At 68.8% G+C, this 18687-nt stretch carries 15 protein-coding genes and 7 pseudogenes; 10 read left to right on the forward strand and 12 right to left on the reverse strand.

Features of this window, described 5'->3' with window-relative positions:
• Both ASJ79_RS34640 and ASJ79_RS30135 read left to right on the forward strand, forming a co-directional pair.
• Positions 1–437, forward strand: a pseudogene (locus tag ASJ79_RS34640) (cytochrome P450); the annotation flags it as partial.
• A 68-nt stretch (positions 438–505) separates the two neighbouring features.
• Positions 506–1069 carry a TenA family transcriptional regulator gene (locus ASJ79_RS30135; protein WP_067963551.1) on the forward strand — a complete coding sequence of 188 codons (564 nt, stop codon included), beginning with the start codon at positions 506–508 and terminating at the stop codon, positions 1067–1069.
• On the opposite strand, the gene guaA is transcribed toward ASJ79_RS30135, so the two are convergent.
• From guaA to ASJ79_RS30150, 3 genes are read right to left on the reverse strand one after another with little or no spacing between them, the layout of a single operon-like run.
• Complete coding sequence (gene guaA, locus ASJ79_RS30140) at positions 1070–2629, reverse strand: glutamine-hydrolyzing GMP synthase (protein WP_067963554.1); 1560 nt, start codon at positions 2627–2629, stop codon at positions 1070–1072. It abuts the gene before it with no gap.
• Between the two features lie 22 nt (positions 2630–2651).
• On the reverse strand, positions 2652–3473 hold the full coding sequence (locus tag ASJ79_RS30145; protein ID WP_067963557.1) for a mycofactocin-coupled SDR family oxidoreductase: 822 nt from the start codon (positions 3471–3473) through the stop codon (positions 2652–2654).
• Positions 3470–4648: an acyl-CoA dehydrogenase family protein gene (locus ASJ79_RS30150; protein ID WP_067963560.1), complete on the reverse strand. Its 1179-nt coding sequence runs from the start codon at positions 4646–4648 to the stop codon at positions 3470–3472. Before ASJ79_RS30150 ends, ASJ79_RS30145 begins: the two co-directional genes overlap by 4 nt.
• An 83-nt stretch (positions 4649–4731) precedes the next feature.
• Here ASJ79_RS30150 and fabG point away from each other — a divergent pair, with 83 nt between their 5' ends.
• Genes fabG through ASJ79_RS30170 form a run of 4 tightly spaced genes read left to right on the forward strand, consistent with a single transcriptional unit; the run spans position 4732 to position 8562 of the window.
• Positions 4732–5484 (forward strand): 3-oxoacyl-ACP reductase FabG, encoded by a 753-nt coding sequence (gene fabG, locus ASJ79_RS30155; protein ID WP_156448707.1) that lies wholly within the window; start codon positions 4732–4734, stop codon positions 5482–5484.
• The gene (locus tag ASJ79_RS30160) at positions 5484–6698 is read left to right on the forward strand and encodes an acetyl-CoA C-acetyltransferase (RefSeq protein WP_067963595.1); all 1215 of its coding nucleotides are present in this window, start codon (positions 5484–5486) and stop codon (positions 6696–6698) included. The genes fabG and ASJ79_RS30160 overlap by 1 nt, the downstream gene beginning before the upstream one ends.
• Positions 6695–7888: an acyl-CoA dehydrogenase family protein gene (locus tag ASJ79_RS30165; RefSeq protein ID WP_067963565.1), complete on the forward strand. Its 1194-nt coding sequence runs from the start codon at positions 6695–6697 to the stop codon at positions 7886–7888. The genes ASJ79_RS30160 and ASJ79_RS30165 overlap by 4 nt, the downstream gene beginning before the upstream one ends.
• A gap of 5 nt (positions 7889–7893) precedes the next feature.
• Entirely contained in the window at positions 7894–8562 is a 669-nt protein-coding gene (locus ASJ79_RS30170) for a GntR family transcriptional regulator (RefSeq protein ID WP_067963569.1), read from the forward strand.
• Positions 8563–8735: 173 nt separating this feature from the next.
• Here ASJ79_RS30170 and ASJ79_RS30175 read toward each other — a convergent pair whose 3' ends face one another.
• The 3 genes from ASJ79_RS30175 to ASJ79_RS30185 all read right to left on the reverse strand — a co-directional run bounded on the left by ASJ79_RS30175 (position 8736) and on the right by ASJ79_RS30185 (position 12295).
• Positions 8736–9416 (reverse strand): response regulator transcription factor, encoded by a 681-nt coding sequence (locus ASJ79_RS30175; RefSeq protein ID WP_067963572.1) that lies wholly within the window; start codon positions 9414–9416, stop codon positions 8736–8738.
• A 308-nt stretch (positions 9417–9724) separates the two neighbouring features.
• Positions 9725–10435: a hypothetical protein gene (locus ASJ79_RS30180; RefSeq protein ID WP_156448708.1), complete on the reverse strand. Its 711-nt coding sequence runs from the start codon at positions 10433–10435 to the stop codon at positions 9725–9727.
• A 123-nt stretch (positions 10436–10558) separates the two neighbouring features.
• A complete protein-coding gene (locus ASJ79_RS30185; RefSeq protein WP_067963578.1) occupies positions 10559–12295 on the reverse strand; it encodes an FAD-dependent oxidoreductase in 1737 nt (578 codons plus the stop codon).
• 78 nt (positions 12296–12373) lie between these two features.
• Between ASJ79_RS30185 and ASJ79_RS35320 the strand changes: the two are divergent.
• Positions 12374–12520, forward strand: a pseudogene (locus ASJ79_RS35320) (TetR/AcrR family transcriptional regulator); the annotation flags it as partial.
• 387 nt (positions 12521–12907) lie between these two features.
• Positions 12908–13021 (forward strand): annotated as a pseudogene (locus ASJ79_RS34645) (hypothetical protein); the annotation flags it as partial.
• Between the two features lie 7 nt (positions 13022–13028).
• On the opposite strand, the pseudogene ASJ79_RS34650 reads toward ASJ79_RS34645, so the two are convergent.
• The 3 genes and pseudogenes from ASJ79_RS34650 to guaB all read right to left on the reverse strand — a co-directional run.
• Positions 13029–13184, reverse strand: a pseudogene (locus ASJ79_RS34650) (TetR/AcrR family transcriptional regulator); the annotation flags it as partial.
• A pseudogene (locus ASJ79_RS30195) lies at positions 13183–14139 on the reverse strand (GuaB3 family IMP dehydrogenase-related protein); the annotation flags it as partial. The pseudogenes ASJ79_RS30195 and ASJ79_RS34650, both read right to left, overlap by 2 nt.
• A gap of 40 nt (positions 14140–14179) precedes the next feature.
• A complete protein-coding gene (gene guaB, locus ASJ79_RS30200) occupies positions 14180–15745 on the reverse strand; it encodes an IMP dehydrogenase (protein WP_067963581.1) in 1566 nt (521 codons plus the stop codon).
• A 147-nt stretch (positions 15746–15892) separates the two neighbouring features.
• Here guaB and ASJ79_RS30205 point away from each other — a divergent pair, with 147 nt between their 5' ends.
• Positions 15893–16297, forward strand: a complete 405-nt coding sequence (locus ASJ79_RS30205; protein WP_040540522.1) for a DUF5319 domain-containing protein — start codon at positions 15893–15895, stop codon at positions 16295–16297.
• Between the two features lie 23 nt (positions 16298–16320).
• Here the strand turns inward: ASJ79_RS30205 and ASJ79_RS30210 are convergent, their stop codons facing one another.
• The 3 genes and pseudogenes from ASJ79_RS30210 to ASJ79_RS30220 form a co-directional block, all read right to left on the reverse strand.
• The gene (locus tag ASJ79_RS30210; RefSeq protein WP_067963584.1) at positions 16321–17508 is read right to left on the reverse strand and encodes an anti-sigma-D factor RsdA; all 1188 of its coding nucleotides are present in this window, start codon (positions 17506–17508) and stop codon (positions 16321–16323) included.
• Positions 17501–18079, reverse strand: coding sequence for a sigma-70 family RNA polymerase sigma factor (locus ASJ79_RS30215; RefSeq protein ID WP_067963588.1), 579 nt, complete (start codon positions 18077–18079; stop codon positions 17501–17503). Before ASJ79_RS30215 ends, ASJ79_RS30210 begins: the two co-directional genes overlap by 8 nt.
• Before the next feature lie 121 nt (positions 18080–18200).
• Positions 18201–18575, reverse strand: a pseudogene (locus tag ASJ79_RS30220) (hypothetical protein); the annotation flags it as partial.
• Here ASJ79_RS30220 and ASJ79_RS31795 point away from each other — a divergent pair.
• Positions 18547–18687 (forward strand): annotated as a pseudogene (locus ASJ79_RS31795) (NAD-binding protein); the annotation flags it as partial. The pseudogenes ASJ79_RS30220 and ASJ79_RS31795 sit on opposite strands and share 29 nt — an antisense overlap.

The raw sequence follows: 18687 nt of genomic DNA on the forward strand, positions 1-18687 counted from the left end.
AGCCGGTCTTTTTGATGAAAGCGGCCGCCAACCGCGACCCGCGCGCGTTCACCGACGGCGAGACCTTCGACATCACCCGCGACAGGACCGAGGCGCAGAACCTGGGCCTGGGCTACGGCATCCACAGTTGCAGCGACCGGGCCCCGGAGAGGACCGCCACCGTGCCACGCGGCAACGACTCCGGAAGCAGTTCAGCCAGCGATTCGTGCCTCGGCAGCAAAGAATCCGGAGCCGGTGACGGGTCGGACGCGGCCGCCGCCGCGCGCCGAGAGCCGCCCACCTTGCTGGACACCGACGCAATCTGTCTGCGAAGCTGTTCCACCTGCTCAGCACGTGTGACGACACCCCGGGTCGAGCTTTTGGGCGTCGTCACAACAGCACCTTTCACCCCATCCGAACCATCTGTTTTTCGAAACTTTGTTCGATGGAGCCAGTAAACACCCCCCCACCGACAGCGTCAACAAGACCCCAGGCGGTCGAGGAGTGACGCACTATCCTGCGGTGCGTGCTTGACGAACTCTGGGCCGCGGCCACCCGGCACCGATTCCTCGACAGCGTGCGGGACGGCACCATCACCGACACCGACTTCAACCGATGGCTGGTGCAGGACGCGGTGTTCGTCGCCGATCTGCTCACATTCCAGGCCCGGCTGCTCGCCCGGGCGCCGCGTCCCGCCCAATCGACGCTCGCCGGAGGATGTTCGGCGCTGGTGGCCGAGCTCGACTGGTTCGACGCGAAGGCATCCGGACGCGGCATCGACATGGACCGGCCGCCGCTGCCGGCGACGCTGGCCTACCGGGATCTGCTGCAGCGTCTCGATTCTGCGCCCTACGAGTCCGCCATCACCGCGCTGTGGGTGATCGAGAAGGTCTACCTGCTCTCCTGGACCACCGCGTCCTCGCAGTCATCGCCGTACCGCGAGTTCGTCGAGCACTGGACCGATCCCGGCTTCGCCGACTACGTCCGGGCGCTCGGCGATCTCGCGACGCCGGCCGGTCACGACGACGTCATCGCCGAGGTGCTGTCCCATGAGGTCGCGTTCTGGGACATGGCGCTGAGCGGGGAGTAGCTACTCCCACTCGATGGTGCCCGGCGGCTTGCTGGTGACGTCCAGCACCACCCGGTTGACCTCACGCACCTCGTTGGTGATGCGGGTCGAAATCCGTTCCAGCACTTCGTAGGGAATCCTCGTCCAGTCCGCCGTCATCGCGTCCTCGCTGGACACCGGACGCAACACGATGGGATGGCCGTAGGTGCGGCCGTCGCCCTGCACCCCCACCGACCGGACGTCGGCCAGCAGCACCACCGGGCACTGCCAGATCTGGTGGTCCAGCCCGGCCGAAGTCAGTTCTTCGCGGGCGATGGCGTCCGCGCGGCGCAACGTGTCCAGGCGCTCGGCGGTGACCTCGCCGACGATCCGGATTCCGAGACCGGGCCCCGGGAACGGTTGGCGCGCAACGATTTCCTCGGGCAGGCCGAGTTCGCGGCCGACCGCTCGCACCTCGTCCTTGAACAGCAGCCGCAGCGGTTCGACGAGTGTGAACTTCAGGTCGTCGGGCAGGCCGCCGACGTTGTGGTGGCTCTTGATGTTGGCGGTGCCCGAGCCGCCGCCGGACTCCACCACATCGGGGTAGAGCGTGCCCTGCACCAGGAACTCCACCTCACCGCCGGACACGTCGACAGCGTCGCGGACCGCGCCCTCGAACGCCCTGATGAACTCGCGACCGATGATCTTGCGCTTGCCCTCGGGGTTGGTGACGCCCGACAGCGCATCCAGGAACCGGTCGGCCACGTCGACGGTCACCAGGTTGGCGCCCGTTGCGGCGACGAAATCGCGCTGCACCTGCGCCCTTTCACCCGAGCGCAGCAGGCCGTGGTCGACGAACACACAGGTCAGCCGATCCCCGATCGCCCGCTGCACCAACGCGGCCGCCACCGCGGAGTCCACACCGCCGGACAGGCCGCAGATCGCCCGCCCGTCACCGATCTGGGCGCGCACCTGCTCGACCAGCGCCTCGGCGATGTTGGCCGGTGTCCAGGCCGCATCGATGCCCGCGAACTCGTGCAGGAAGCGGCTGAGAACCTGTTGGCCGTGCGGGCTGTGCATCACCTCGGGGTGGTACTGCACGCCGGCGAGCCGGCGGTCCCGGTTCTCGAACGCCGCCACCGGCGCCCCCGCACTCGTCGCGACCACTTCGAAGCCGTCCGGTGCGGCCGTCACCGCGTCGCCGTGGCTCATCCACACCGGCTGTGTCTCCGGCAGGTCGGTATGAAGTTGCCCGCCAGCCACTTTCAGCTCGGTACGGCCGTACTCGCTGGTGCCGGTGTGCGCGACCGTGCCGCCCAGCGCCTGCGCCATGGCCTGGAATCCGTAGCAGATCCCGAACACCGGGACGTCGAGGTCGAACAGTCCGGGATCCAGCTGGGGGGCACCCTCGGCGTAGACGCTGGCCGGCCCGCCGGACAGCACGACCGCCCGCGGGTCGCGCGCCTTGATCTCCTCGACGGTGGTCGTGTGCGGGATGACCTCCGAGAACACCCGCGCCTCACGGACGCGCCGGGCGATCAGCTGCGCGTACTGCGCGCCGAAGTCGACGACCAGGACGGGGCGGGGGGCTGCAGATTCCACCCGGACAGTCTAGTGATGCGGGTCAGAACTGGGTGGCGCCGAGATCGACGGCCACCCGGCTCGCCGTGACGAACCGGGATTCGTCGCTGGCCAGCCAGCACGCGGCGTCGGCGATGTCCTCGGGTTCGGCGATGAAGTCGGGCAAAAACGGCGTGACCATGTTCATCAGACCGGGGTTGGTCTCGTTGGCGCGTACCAGCGCGGCCATCATGTCGCCGGTGCCCATCGGCGTGTTGACCGCTCCGGGATGCAGGCTGTTCACCCGGATCTTGTGTTTGCCGAGCTCGGCGGCGAAGGCGCGGGCCAGTCCGGTCACCCCGTGCTTGCTCGCGGTGTAGTGCACCATGAACGGCTGCATCTTGATGCCGGCGGCGGAGCTGATCAGGATGATCGAACCGCCACGGTCCCCGTCGATGATGTGCTGGGCGCCGGCCATCACGGTGTTCCAGGTGCCGGTCAGGTTGATGTCGATGACATCGCGGAACGACTCCGGCGTGGTTTCGTTCCACGCCTCGGGAACCGTGATGCCGGCGTTGGCGACGATGATGTCGAGCCGGCCGAACTCGGCCACGCCCTTGTCGACGGCCGCCCGCAACCCGTCGAGGTCGCGGGTGTCGACGGCGGTGGCCAGGATGCGCCTGCCGGTGGCCTCCACCAGTCGCACCGTCTCGGCCAGATCCTGTGGCGTCGCCGAATCGTAGGGCACGCTGGGCGGTAACGGCCCGGCCAGGTCGACGGCGATGACATCGGCGCCCTCCCTGGCCATCCGCACCGCGTGGGCGCGGCCCTGGCCGCGGGCCGCTCCGGTGATGAAGGCGACCTTCCCGGTCAGCCGTCCGGTCATCGACCCTCCTTGGCTTTCTTCTGCTCGGCTTTGATCAACCCACCGCCGATGATGAGGCGCTGGATCTCGCTGGTTCCCTCGTAGAGGCGCAACAGGCGGACTTCCCGGTAGATCCGCTCGACCGGGACCTCGCGCATGTAGCCGGTGCCGCCGTGCACCTGCACCGCGAGATCGGCGACGTTGCCTGCCATTTCGGTGCAGAACAGCTTGGCCGCCGACGGCGCGATACGCCGGTCCTCACCGGAGACCCATTTGCGGGCGGCGTCGCGAACCAGGGCGCGCCCGGCCATGACGCCGGTCTGCTGGTCGGCGATCATCGCCTGCACGAGCTGGAAGTCCCCGATCGGGGTGCCGCCCTGGGTCGCACTGGCGGCGTACGCCACCGACTCGTCGAGCGCGCGCTGTGCGGCGCCGACCGCCAGCGCCGCGATGTGGACCCGGCCGCGCGCCAGCGACGTCATCGCGGCCCGGTAGCCCACGTCCTCGCTGCCACCGACGAGCGCGCTGCTGGACACCCGTACGTCGGTGAACGTCACATCGGCGGTCCACGCCCCCTCCTGGCCCATCTTCGCGTCCTTGGGCCCGACCTGGACCCCCGGCGCGTCGGCAGGCACCAGGAACACGGCGATCCCCGCGCCGCGCTCGTCGGCCGGCCGGCTGCGGGCGAACGTCACGAACAGATCGGCCGTCGGCGCGTTGGTGATGAACCGCTTCTCGCCGTTGATGATCCAGTCGTCACCGTCGCGCACGGCCTTGGTGCGCAGACCGGCCGGGTTGGATCCCGCACCCGGTTCGGTGAGCGCGAAGGACGCCACCACCTCTCCGGACGCGATGCCGTCGAGCCAGCGGCTCTTCTGTTCGTCGGTCCCGAACCCGACCAGCACCTGACCGGCGATGCCGTTGTTGGTGCCGAACATCGATCGCAGCGCCAGCGACGTGTAACCGAACTCCATGGCCAACTCGACGTCCTGGGCCAGGTTCAGCCCGAGTCCGCCCCACTCCTGGGGGATCGCGTAGCCGAACAGGCCCATCTTCTTCGCCTGGTCGCGCAGATCGTCGGGCACCTTGTCACCGCTGAGGATCTCGGTCTCCCGCGGCACCACGGCCGTGCGGATGAAACTGCGCGTCTGCGCCAGGATCTCCTGAAAATCGTCGTCGCCGACTTCGTGGGTCATCGCGCTCCTCTACCCCGACAGGTTTCAGGTATCGTATATCCAATAGCAAAAGCGGGGTGCCGCCCCGTGCCCGGAGCCAGAAGATGGGTGGACAGGTGTCGTTGCTCTCAGGTCAAGTCGCGGTGATCACCGGAGGAGCTCAGGGGCTGGGCTTCGCGATCGCGCAACGGTTCGTCGACGAAGGCGCGCGGGTGGTGGTCGGCGACGTGAACCTCGACGCCACCGAGGCGGCCGCGGAGAAACTGGGCGGCCCGGACGTGGCCCGCGCCGTCCGGTGCGACGTCACCGACTCCGCTGAAGTCGAGGCGCTCGTCGCGGCCGCGGTGGACAGTTTCGGATCCCTGGACATCATGGTCAACAACGCGGGCATCACCCGCGACGCGACGATGCGCAAGATGACCGAGGAACAGTTCGACCAGGTGATCGCCGTGCACCTGAAGGGCACCTGGAACGGGCTGCGGGCCGCCGCGGCGGTGATGCGGGAGCAGAAGAGCGGCGCGATCGTGAACATGTCGTCGATCTCCGGCAAGGTCGGGATGGTCGGTCAGACCAACTACTCGGCCGCCAAGGCCGGCATCGTCGGCATGACCAAGGCGGCCTCCAAGGAGCTCGCCTACCTCGGGGTCAGGGTCAACGCCATCCAGCCGGGCCTCATCCGGTCGGCGATGACCGAGGCCATGCCGCAACGCATCTGGGATTCCAAGGTGGCCGAGGTCCCGCTGGGCCGTGCCGGCGAGCCCGAGGAGGTCGCCAACGTCGCGCTGTTCCTGGCGTCGAACCTGTCGTCGTACATGACCGGCACGGTCCTCGAAGTCACCGGCGGACGGCACCTGTGATGCGCGATGCGGTCATCTGCGAACCCGTGCGCACCCCGATCGGGCGCTACCACGGGATGTTCACGTCGCTGACCGCCGTCGAACTCGGGGTCACGGCGCTGCAGGGGCTGCTCGCCCGCACGGGCGTCGCGCCGGAAGCCGTCGAGGACGTCATCGTCGGGCACTGCTATCCGAGCATGGAGGCGCCCGCGATCGGCCGGGTGATCGCGCTGGACGCGGGGCTGCCGGTGACCGTTCCGGGCATGCAGATCGACCGCAGGTGCGGCTCCGGGCTGCAGGCCGTGATCCAGGCGGCCATGCAGGTCGCCTGTGGCAGCAACGATCTCGTCGTCGCCGGCGGCGCGGAATCGATGAGCAACGTGGTGTTCCACTCGACCGACATGCGGTGGGGCGGCGCACGGGGCGGCATCACCGTGCACGACGCGCTGACCCGCGGGCGTACCACCGCAGGCGGCAGGAACTATCCGGTGCCGGGCGGGATGATCGAGACCGCGGAGAATCTGCGGCGCGAGTACGCCATCCCGCGTCAGGAGCAGGACGAACTCGCCGTGCTGTCGCACCAGCGGGCTGTCACGGCGCAGAAGGACGGGCTGCTGGCCGAGACGATCGTCCCCGTCACCGTCAAGCGCCGGTCCGGGGACGAGGTCATCGACACCGACGAACATCCCCGCGCCGACACCTCGGTGGAATCCCTGGCCAAGCTCAAACCGATTCTGGGCAAGTCGGATCCGGAGGCCACGGTGACGGCCGGGAACTCGAGCGGCCAGAACGACGCCGCGTCGATGTGCCTGGTGACCACACCTGAGAAGGCCGACGAGCTCGGGCTGCGCCCACTGGTGCGGATCGTGTCGTGGGGCGTCGCCGGGGTCGCCCCCAACGTGATGGGCATCGGCCCCGTCCCCGCCACCGAGGTCGCACTGGCCAGGGCCGGACTGAGCCTGGCCGACATGGACCTGATCGAGCTCAACGAGGCGTTCGCCGCCCAGGCGCTGGCCTGCATGCGGGAGTGGAAGTTCACCCCGGCCGACCTGGACCGCACGAACGTCCACGGCTCGGGCATCTCGCTGGGGCATCCGGTGGGGGCCACCGGCGGCCGGATGCTCGCCACGCTGGCCCGGGAGCTTCACCGCCGCGACGGCCGCTACGGCCTGGAGACCATGTGCATCGGCGGCGGGCAGGGACTGGCCGCGGTCTTCGAGAGGGTGGCCCGGTGACCAGACTGGCGCAGACACTGGGGCTGACCGAGTTCCAGACCGAGATCGTCTCGACGGTAAGGCAATTCGTCGACAAGGAAGTCATCCCTACCGCACAGGACCTCGAGCACGCCGACACCTATCCCCAGGCCATCGTCGACGCGATGCGCGAGATGGGCCTGTTCGGCCTGATGATCCCCGAGGAGTACGGCGGGCTCGGGGAGTCGCTGCTGACCTACGCCCTGTGCGTGGAGGAACTCGCCCGCGGCTGGATGAGCGTCTCCGGGGTGATCAACACCCACTTCATCGTCGCGTACATGATCCGCCAGCACGGCACCGATGCGCAGAAGAGCCACCATCTGCCGCGGATGGCCACCGGCGAGACCCGCGGCGCGTTCTCGATGTCGGAGCCCGAACTGGGGTCCGACGTGGCGGCCATCCGGACCCGGGCCCGCAACAACGGCGACGGCACGTACACCATCGACGGACAGAAGATGTGGCTGACCAACGGCGGCAGTTCGACGCTGGTCGCCGCGCTGGTGCGCACCGACGAGGGAGCCGACAAACCGCACCGCAACCTGACCGCGTTCCTGGTCGAGAAGCCGACGGGGTTCGGCGAAGTCGTGCCGGGGTTGACCATCCCCGGCAAGCTGGACAAGCTCGGCTACAAGGGCATCGACACCACCGAGCTGATCTTCGACGGCTATCAGGCCAGGGCCAGCGACATCCTCGGCGAGGCACCCGGGCAGGGTTTCTTCCAGATGATGGACGGTGTCGAGGTCGGACGGGTCAACGTCTCCGCCCGCGCCTGCGGTGTCGGTATCCGGGCGTTCGAGTTGGCCGCCCGCTACGCCCAGCAGCGTCAGACATTCGGCAAGCCGATCGCCGAGCACCAGGCCATCGCGTTCCAATTGGCCGAAATGGCAACCAAAGTCGAGGCCGCCCACCTGATGATGGTCAACGCGGCCCGACTGAAGGACTCCGGCGAACGCAACGACGTGGCGGCAGGCATGGCGAAGTACTTCGCCAGCGAGGTGTGCGCCGAGGTCACCCAGCAGAGTTTCCGCATCCACGGCGGTTACGGCTACTCGAAGGAGTACGAGATCGAGCGGCTGATGCGCGACGCACCGTTCCTGCTGATCGGCGAGGGCACCAGCGAGATCCAGAAGAACATCATCAGCAAGCGACTGCTGGCCGACTACCGGATCTGACGCGCGTGAGCATCCCCGACTTCGCCGCACGGCCACAGCTGACCGAGGATGTGGCGCGCCTGGTCCGGCGGCGGATCTTCGACGGCACCTACCCGGCGGGCCAGTTCATCCGCCTCGACCAGCTCGCGGCCGAACTCGGCATCAGCGTCACCCCGGTGCGGGAGGCCCTGTTCGGGTTGAGCGCGGAAGGGTTGCTGACCCAGCAGCCACGCCGCGGCTTCGTGGTGCTGCCCGTCACCCGCCGCGACATCGACGACGTCGCCGGGATTCAGGCCTACATCGGCGGTCAGTTGGCCTCGCGTGCGGCGGGTCAGATCACCGACGCCCAACTGGCCGAACTCGAACGTGTCGAACGCCAGCTGGAGGCGGCGTACGCCGATGGTGATCACGAGCAGGCGGTGCGGCTGAACCACGAGTTCCACCGCGGCGTCAATCTGGCCGCGGAATCCCCGAAACTCGCCCAATTGATGGGCCAGATCACGAAATTCGCGCTGGAATCGGTGTACCCGACCGTCGAGGGCTGGCCGGAGCAGTCCATGCGGGATCATCGGCGGATCTTGGCGGCACTCAAGGCGCACGACGGTGAGGCTGCCCGCACCGCGATGGCCGAGCACCTGTGCGCGGCGGCTCAACCGCTCACCGAACATCTCGCGCGGAGGGGTGTGCTGGACTGACAAGGCCGGGCGCTGGGCCGGCCGGTCAACGTGATCGCCAGGGCGCCGGCGGTTCGGCGTACCCCCCGAGGCCGAATCCTTCGCCGCCGACGATCACGTTGATTCCCCCGAACACCGGCCACGCTAGCCGGAAAACATTACGGCTGTCTGTCGCCCGAACGACCGATTATCGGTCAGTAGAGGTCGTGCAGGCTGAGGATCCCGTCCTCGATCGCGCGTGCCAGCAGCGCCGACTTCGTCGGGGCGGGCCGGCCCACCCCGGCGTACTTCGCGCGGGCCCGCTGCAGGTGGGTGCGCACGGTGGTCGGAGCGATGAACAACCGCTTCGCGACGAGATCCTTGCTCTCGGTCTGGAACCACGCGACCAGGATCTGCTTCTCCCGCTCGTTGAGCTTGATCCGCCCCACCGTGCTGTCGTTCAGCATGGCCTTGCCCATCCGGGGACCCACATACGGCGTCGCGGTGTGCGCGCAGTGGACGGCCTCGATCAGATGGCGCTTGCCCTCGGACTTGACGAGGTAGGTCACCGCTCCGAGGTCCAGGCACCGCAGGATCACCTCATCGGTGGTGATGTGTGAGTAGACGACGACCCGCTGGTCTCGATCGGCCAGATCGGACAGCGTCTCGAAGTCAGGCCGGTGGCCTTCGACCTGTAGATCGAGCAGCACCACGTCGACGTCGGGGCTGCCCGCCGGGTACTTGGTGAGGTACTCGGCCGGCCGCGTGAAGCTGTCGACGACCTCGATGGGCGGGTCGGCGTCCGCGCTCCACGCCTGAATCCCCGCATGAACGACGTCGTGATCGTCGATGATGACGATCCGCACCGGTCGCCGAGCGCCGTCCTCGCCGGACATCCCCCGTACCTCCCCCCGATGGACACTCTCTGACGAATGTCCACCTCCCTGCGGGTATTTAATCTCAGCCCTCCGACGGCTGCGACAGAAAAACCCGGCGAAGTTGCGGAATCTGATCGCGGCGGCGGAATTAGTACGTTTGACCGACACGAACACGGCGGGCGGTCCGGCGCCTGCCACGCATCGGGTTCGCTGGGGGGTGGCGTGGCGACGAGCGACTGCACCGACGGGCGCCCCGCCGCACTGGATGAGGCGAAGGTGGGTGGTGGTGTCCGGCCGCGAACTGTGGTGCTGATCCGCTCCGCCGTTCAGCGGGTCACGACGAGCTCGTGATCACCTGTGGCCCAGGCCGATTCGAAGGTATCGATGCTCACCTGCTCACCGCGGGTGTCCGCACCGCCGCTGTCGCCGAGGTAGACGATGTCGTTGTCGAAGTCGATGGCGGCGACGGTGATCATGTGGCCACAGTTGGTCCGGTCGCCGTCGGTGTCCCAGATGATGCGGGAGTTCACGCACGCCATCGCCTGCTGCCCGTTGCCCAGGTAGTCCGCCAGCGCATCGAGGCCGGTGTCGAGGCCGCCGTCCGCGGCTTCGTCGTCGTTCGTGTAGTCCGCGTCGATACCGAAGTGGTCGAGCAGCAACGGTAGATCCCGGGCACAGGTGCCGTGCCCTATGCCGCCGTCGGACGGGTCGAAGCTCTCGTCGTACACCGGTTCACCAGGTGAACACTGGCTCGGCGTCTCGGCGGCCAGGTCGATGATCTCGCGTTCGGTGGGCGGCGCGCCGGTGATCTCGCCGATCACCATGCGGGTGGCCATCAGACCGCAGTCCCCCTCGCTCTGCTCGGCCCAGTAACGGGTGGCGGCTTCAGGATCGCCGTAGACACCGCCTGCGATCTCGGTGACGTCCTCTTCGGGAACGTCCTCGGCTTCGTCCCGGACCGCCTCGCTCTTGACGGGTGTCCCGTCGTGCCCTCGGCAGGTGAAGTTCGGCGCCGCGACCGCCCCCGAACCCGGCACCACAGAACTTTCCGACGAGCCGGTCGATCCACAGGCAACCCCGGATGCCGCCACCCACCCGGCGATGATTGCAACGGCCAATGTGCTTCTCAGGAGCGGCGCCACTCCGGGAAGCTAACAAAATTAGCCGGCAGAGTTGACGGGTTCGATCGGGATCCGGCGCAGCGCGGCCGGCGCGTCGGCCGGCACGACCGGGTGCGCCGGCGCGACCGGTGACAGCCGGCGATACGGCTGCCCCTGCGCAGGACGCAGATCCGCTTCGCCCTTGTTCGGCCACAGCGAGGCCGCCCGCTCGGCCTGGGCGGTGATCGACAGCGACGGGTTCACCCCGAGGTTCGCCGAGATCGCCGCGCCGTCCATCACCGACAGGCTCGGGTAGCCGTACACCCGGTGGTAGGGGTCGATGACGCCGTGTTCGGGGCTGTCGCCGATGGCCGCTCCGCCGAGGAAGTGTGCGGTCAGCGGGATGTTGAACAGCTCGCCCCAGGTGCCTCCGGCGACGCCGTCGATCTTCTCGGCGATCCGCCGGGTGACCTCATTGCCCGCCGGGATCCAGGTCGGGTTGGGTTCGCCGTGGCCCTGCTTGCTGTCGAGCATGCGGAAGCCGAACCTGGTCTTGCGGGTGAAAGTGGTGATCGAGTTGTCGAGGTGCTGCATGACCAGCGCGATCATCGTGCGTTCGCTCCACCGGCGCGGATTGAGCAGCCGCAGCGTCCCGCGAGGATCCTGCCGTGCGGTCTCGATCAGCTGCCGCCACCGCGGCACGTCGGTGCCCAGCGGTCCGGCGCCGTCGGTCATCAGCGTCTGCAGCAGCCCCATCGCGTTGGATCCCTTGCCGTAGCGCACCGGCTCGACGTGGGTGTCGGGCGTCGGGTGGATCGACGACGTGATCGCGACGCCGTGGGTGAGGTCGAGGTCGTCGCCGACCTTGAGCCGCCCGGCGCCGACGATGGACTCCGAGTTGGTGCGGGTGAGCACGCCGAGCCGGTCGGAGAGCTCGGGCAGCTTGCCCTGATCGCGCATCTTGAACAGCAGCTTCTGCGTGCCGTAGGTGCCGGCGGCCAGGATCAGCTGGTTGGCGGTGAACGTCCTGGGCCGGCGGCGCAGCTTGCTGCCGGTGCGCTTGGTCCGCACCTCCCACAGCCCGTCGGGGCGCTGCTCGAACCCGGTGACCATGGTCAACGGGTGCACCTCCGCGCCGGCTTTCTCGGCCAGTCCCAGGTAGTTCTTCAGCAGCGTGTTCTTGGCCCCGTAACGGCAGCCGGTCATGCACGACCCGCACTCGATGCACCCGGTGCGCGCGGGGCCGACCCCGCCGAAGTACGGATCGGGCACGGTTTTGCCCGGCGTCTTCTGGTTGTCGGGACCGAAGAACACCCCGACCGGTGTGGGCACGAAGGTGTCGCCGACGCCCATGTCCTCGGCGACCTCTTTCATGATGCGGTCGGCGTCGGTGAAGGTCGGATTCGTGACCACGCCCAGCATCCGCTGCGCCTGGTCGTAGTGCGGCATCAACTCGGCCCGCCAGTCGGTGATGTCCTTCCACTGCGCATCGTTGAAGAACGGCTTCGGCGGCACATACAACGTGTTCGCGTAGTTCAGCGATCCGCCGCCGACACCGGCCCCGGCCAGGATCATCACGTTGCGCAACAGGTGGATGCGCTGAATCCCGTACATCCCGAACTGCGGCGCCCACAGGAACTTCCGCAGATTCCAGGACGTCTTGGCGAACTCCTCGTCGGCGTAGCGCCGGCCGGCCTCCAGCACGCCGACCCGGTAACCCTTCTCCGTCAGCCGCAACGCGCTCACGCTGCCGCCGAACCCCGAGCCGATGATCAGCACGTCATAGTCAGGCTTCACGGGGACAGTATGAACTTACCGGCCGGTAACCCACTAGCGAGGCGACCCTAACTCGGCAAACCGATAGTGTCGGTGGTCGTGGCAGCTCAGTCCTCCGGGGGCATCACAGCGCGTGAGGCGAAACGCCTGCAGACCCGGGAACGCTTGTTGGGCGCCGCGATCGCCGAGTTCAAGCGCGCCGGCAAGGACGAGGCCGACGTCGGGGCGATCGTCGCCGCCGCAGGGGTCGCCCACGGCACCTTCTTCTTCCACTTCCCGACCAAGGAACACGTCCTGCTCGAGCTCGAGCGCAGGGAGGAAGACCGCATCGCCAAACGGTTCGCCGCATACGCCAAGACCGGGCCCGATCTGGCCGCGACGCTGCGCGAGGCCGCCGATCTGGTGATGGGGCTCGAGCGCCGGTTGGGTGGGCTGCTGTTCAAGGACTTCCTGGCGCTGCACTTCTCGCCGACCCGTCCACCGGCCGAGCACGGTGCCGACCACCCGCTCATCGTGCTGGTCGCCGACCAGATCGAGCACGCCCGCCAACGCGGCGAGACCGCCGCCGACGTGACGCCGATGAACAGCGCCATCTACTTCCTGCTCGGGCTCTATGCGTTGCTGATCACCGTCGACGATCCGTTCGGTTCGCTGAACCTGGTCGGGGGCTTGGCCCGGTCGATGGCCAAGGCCGGCTACTGCGATCTCAAGGAGTTCCAGAAGGTCGGGCTGACCGTCGGGCGCTGACGGGCCGTCACCGCATGCTGCGCAGCGTCCGGGCCAGGTAGTCGTCGACCAGTGCGGCGCGGCCTGCGGAATCGTCGACGGTGATCAGCAACGCATAGAGCCCGAGCAGGAAGTAGATGGCGCTGTTCATCGGCGTCACGTCGGCGGCGGTCTCGCCGCGTTGGCAGCGACGGGTGCGCGGCCGCGGCGGGCCAGAACCAGCCGCCGCCGAGCGCCTCGGCCGACACCGCCAGCGGTGTGCCGAGCACGACCGCGTCGGCACCGCACGCAATCGCCTTCGCCAGGTCACCGGAGGTGTGGATGTCCCCGTCGGCAAGCACGTGCACATAGCGCCCACCCGTCTCGTCGAGGTACTCGCGGCGTGCCGCGGCGGCGTCGGCGATCGCGGTGGCCATCGGCACACTGATGCCGAGCACCTCGTCGGACGTGGTGACCCCGTCGGTGGAGCCGTAGCCGACGATCACGCCGGCGGCGCCGGTGCGCATGAGGTGCAGTGCGGTGCGGTGGTCGAGCACACCGCCGGCCACCACCGGCACGTCGAGTTCGGAGATGAACGTCTTCAAGTTGAGCGGTTCCCCGGCGCCGTCGCGCCCCTGCGCGACCCGCTCGGCGGAGATGATGGTGCCCTGGATGACGAGCAGGTCGATGCCCGCGGCCACCAGCGTCGGGGTCAGCGCCTGCGCGTTCTGCGGGCTGACCCGCACCGCGGTGGTGACCCCGGCCTCGCGGATACGCGCCACCGCGGATCCCAGCAGATCGAGATCCAGTGGGGCCGAATGTAATTCCTGCAGCAGCCGGGTCGACGCCGATGGATCGGGATCCTTCTCGGCGGCGTCGACCACCTGCGCGATCTTGTCGTCCACGTCGGCGTGGCGGCCGATCAGCCCCTCGCCGTTGAGTACGCCGAGTCCGCCGAGCCGGCCGAGCTCGATCGCGAACTCCACCGACACGAGCGCGTCGGTGGGGTGCGCCACCACAGGGATCTCGAAGCGGTACGCGTCGAGCTGCCACGCCGTCGACACGTCCTTCGACGAGCGGGTGCGCCGGGACGGCACGATGTTGATCTCGTCGAGTTCATAGGTGCGACGGGCGGTCCGGCCCATGCCGATTTCCACCATGTCTCGCATGTTCACTCCCCTGTGTTGGCCCGTGCAGACCCTAGCGGGTGGTGTAGTTCGGGGCTTCCACAGTCATGGTGATGTCGTGTGGGTGGCTCTCCTTGAGCCCGGCCGCGGTGATCTGGACGAACTGCGCCTGCTGCAGTTGCTCGATGGTCGCCGAGCCGGTGTAGCCCATCGCGGCGCGCAGTCCGCCGACGAGCTGGTGGATGACCGTCGAGAGCGGGCCGCGGAACGGCACCCGGCCCTCGATGCCCTCGGGCACCAGCTTGTCCTCGCTCAGCACGTCGTCCTGGAAGTAGCGGTCCTTGGAGTAGCTACCGCGCAGGTTGCCTGCGGCGCCTCCGCTGCTCGACCGGCCCTGCATCGCCCCCAGCGAGCCCATGCCGCGGTAGCCCTTGAACTGCTTGCCGTTGACGAGGATCAGCTCACCGGGCGATTCGGCGGTGCCTGCCAGCAGCGAGCCCAGCATCGCCGTCGACGCGCCCGCGGCCAGTGCCTTGGCGATGTCGCCGGAGTACTGCAGACCGCCGTCGGCGATCACCGGGACACCGTGCGGCGCACACGCGGCGACGGCCTCCAGGATCGCGGTGATCTGCGGGGCGCCGACGCCGGCGACGACCCGGGTGGTGCAGATCGAACCGGGTCCGACGCCGACCTTGACCGCGTCCGCGCCGGCCTGCACCAGGGCGGCGGCCGCGGCGCGGGTGGCGACGTTGCCGCCGACCACCTCGACCCGGTCCCCGACCGCGGTCTTGAGCCGGTGCACCATGTCGAGCACGCCCCGGTTGTGGGCATGGGCGGTGTCGACGATCAGCACGTCGACACCGGCGTCGGTCAACGTCATCGCGCGCGTCCACGCGTCCTCGCCGACACCCACCGCGGCACCGACCAGTAGCCGGCCGTCGCTGTCCTTGGTGGCCAGCGGGAACTGCTCGGTCTTGACGAAGTCCTTGACGGTGATCAGCCCGGTGAGCTTGCCGTGGCCGTCGACGATCGGCAGCTTCTCGATCTTGTGCCGGCGCAGCAGCCCGAGCGCGGCCTCCGCCGAAACCCCTTCCTGGGCGGTGATCAACGGGGCCTTGGTCATGACCTCGGAGACCGGCTTGGACAGGTCGACCTCGAAGCGCATGTCGCGGTTGGTGATGATCCCGACGAGTGCTCCGGTGTCATCGACCACCGGTAACCCGGAGATCCGGAACCGCGCACACATCGCGTCCACCTCGGCCAGCGTGTTGTCCGGCGAGCAGGTGACCGGGTCGGTGACCATGCCCGCCTCGGAGCGCTTGACGGTCTCGACCTGACCGGCCTGCTCGGCCACCGGCAGGTTGCGGTGCAGCACGCCCATGCCGCCGGCCCGGGCCATCGCGATCGCCATCCGCGACTCGGTCACGGTGTCCATCGCGGAACTGACCAACGGCACCTTCAACCGGATCTTGCGGGTCAGCTGACTCGAGGTGTCCGCTGTGGCCGGGATCACGTCCGAGGCCGCGGGCAGCAGCAGGACGTCGTCGAAGGTGAGCCCGAGCATCGCGACCTTGGTCGGGTCGTCGCCGCCTGTGGGCACAGGAACGGCGATGGGGATGCTGCTTTCGGCGATCGACATGGGTGGGGCCTCCGGTAACAGATGCAGCCAGGTGACGGGACCACCTGAAAGCAACATCTTATCGGCTCCGAGCCTGCAGTTTTGATTCCCCGCGACGTGCCGGGCGTGCGCTGGCGCGATACCTGGGGGGCTGCGTAGTCTGGGAACGTGCGAGACCACCTGCCACCAGGATTGCCGCCCGACCCGTTCGCCGACGATCCGAGCGACCCGTCGGCGGCGCTCGACGCCCTGGAGCCGGGCCAGCCGCTGGATCCGCAGGAACGCACCGCGGTCGAGGCCGACCTCGCCGACCTGGCTGTCTACGAAGCACTGTTGGCGCACAAGGGAATTCGCGGTCTCGTGGTCTGCTGCGACGAATGCCAGCAGGATCACTACCACGACTGGGACATGCTGCGCGCGAACCTGCTGCAGCTACTGGTCGACGGCACCGTCCGTCCGCACGAACCCGCCTACGATCCCGAGCCCGACTCGTACGTCACCTGGGATTACTGCCGCGGCTATGCCGACGCCTCCCTCAACGAGGCGACGTCGGATTCCGACGGCTATCGCTGAGAGCGCAATTGGCGAGAAGCTGATCAGCCCGCCTGGCCCGGTCCGGGCAGCAGGATGACCGGCGTCGTCGTGGTCGGAAGCGGCAGAGTCGGCGTCGCCGGCGGCTCCTCCTCGACGGTCGGCGTGGGCCGCGGAGTCGGGGTCGGGGTCGGCGTCGGCGTCGGCGTTGCAGTCGGGGACGGCGTTGCAGTCGGGGACGGCTCGGCGACCGAACTCGGGGTGGCAGTCGAACTCGCGGTCGACAGCGGCGCACGCGTCGTGGTCGTCGACTGAACCGTCACCGTGGTCGAGGTCGGTGACGGCGCCTGCGCGGACGTCGAGGACGGAACCGACGTGCTCGTCGGCGCAGCCGTGCTCGTCGGCGCAGCCGTGCTCGTCGGCGCAGTGGTGCTGGACGCGGTGGACGGTGCAGATGTCGTCGTCTGCGCGCTGGTCTCCGACGTCGGAGCCGACGGTGTCGTCTCGGTCGTCTCGGTCGCCTCGGTCGTCGTCGCGCCGGTCGTCGTTTCCGACGACGGGGCCGGTGTGGTCTCGCTGGTCGCGGTGGTGCCCGGGTCGAGAAGGACGGCCGGCACCTCGGGGAACGTCGGCAGCGGAGCGCCGGGCGGCACGGTCGCAGCAGGATCCTGGGCCTCGAGCTTGACGGTCAGCTCCTGCCACTGCGTGACCAGTTCCTGCTTGCGCTCGACATCGCCGACGGTGGCCACTGTGGTGGTGACGGCTTCCAGTTTGGCCTGGGCGCCCTCCCAGTCCCCCTGCTCGATGAGTTGCTGCACCTGCTGCATCTCGGTCTGGGCGGCCAGGATCACCGCGTCGTCGCGGGCCTGCGTCTGCTCGCCGAACAGCATGGTGCGCAGACCGTAGAGCGCATCGCCCGGGCCCGAACCGGCGACCACCGCACCGACGCCGCCGATGGTCAGCATGGCCGCCGCAGCGGTGCCGACCACCGCCAGCGGGAACCGCCTGCGCCGCGTCGGCTTGGTCACGCGGTCCAGCGCGGCGGCCGCGTCCTGCTCGGTCAGCACATGCCCCATGGGGGTCTCGCGCACGTCGTCGCGCCAGCCCGCCAGAAGGTGCGCCAGCTCGGCCTCACTGCGGTCGGTCGAGTAGGGCTGCTGCTGCGCGGCGAGCGCATCGAGGAACTGATCGGTGCGATTGATCTCGTTGAGCGACGGGTCGCCGTCGGGGTTCCAGCGTCCGAAGTCAGGCATGTTCGCGCCCGTTCGCCGTGATCTCCGCCTTCAACCTGGTCAGTGCGCGGTGCTGGGCCACGCGCACGGCCCCGGCGGTGCTGCCGACGGCGTCCGCGGTCTCCTCCGCGCTCATGCCGACGACGACACGCAGGATCAGGATCTCGCGCTGCTTCTCGGGGAGCACCTGCAGAAGCCTGGCCATCCGCGCGGACGACTCGGAGTCGATCGCGAGCTGCTCCGGACCGGCTTCGCCGGAGAAGCGCTCAGGCACGACATCCATCGGATCGGCCTTGTTCCGCCCGGCGGCCCGATGCGCGTCGGCAACCTTGTGCGCTGCGATCCCGTACACGAAGGCCAGGAACGGTCGTCCCTGATCCTTGTAACGCGGCAGCGCCGTGATGGCGGCCAAGCACACCTCCTGAGCTACGTCATCAGCTGAAAGACCGCTGCGTTCCGCGGTCCCCACCCTGGCCCGGCAGTACCGGACGACGAGGGGGCGGATGGTCTCCAGCACCTCCCGGAGTGCGTCCCGGTCACCGCCGACGGCTTCAGCGACGACAGCATCGAGACGTTCTCCCGAAATTGTCATCGTGAGCAGGATCTCCAGCGTTACGTCGGGGACACATCCCGGAGGGGAGGTGGCATATCAGTCGGTACCAAGTCGGTGTCGGCTCAGCTAAACAATAACGATCAAGGTGGCGACAACCCGGTTACCTCCGGCGCCACACGCCGCCCCATCTCGTCACGGTCTCGGCGGCGGTGTCGCGCAGCTCGCCGATCTGCGCCGATGAACGGTCGCCGGCGCCGGCCGGGGAGGTGATGTCGGCGAGCAGAGAGGCGACCGCCCACTGCAGCGGCACCAGGCCGTGGTCCCGCGCCCGGCCCAGCGCGGCCACCGCTTCCCGGCGGGAACCATCGAGGTCGCCGCGACTGCACAGCGCCGCCGCGAGGACCACCTGGGACTTGACCGCGTGACGCGCCGACGGTTGGTCGGCGGCCAGCCGCACTCCTCGTTCGGCGTGGCCGACGGCCTCGTCACCGTCGCCGCGGAACATCGCCAGCTCCGCCGACACCCACGCCAGCCGGGACAAGTTCCCGCGGGCGGTGCTGCCCCGCACCTTGGACTACGGCTTCGCCACCGGGCTGATGACCAAGGACGTGCTGCTGTATCTGGACGAGGCGCACGCGGCCGGCTCC

Source organism: Mycobacterium sp. NAZ190054 (assembly GCF_001545925.1).
Lineage (GTDB): Bacteria > Actinomycetota > Actinomycetes > Mycobacteriales > Mycobacteriaceae > Mycobacterium.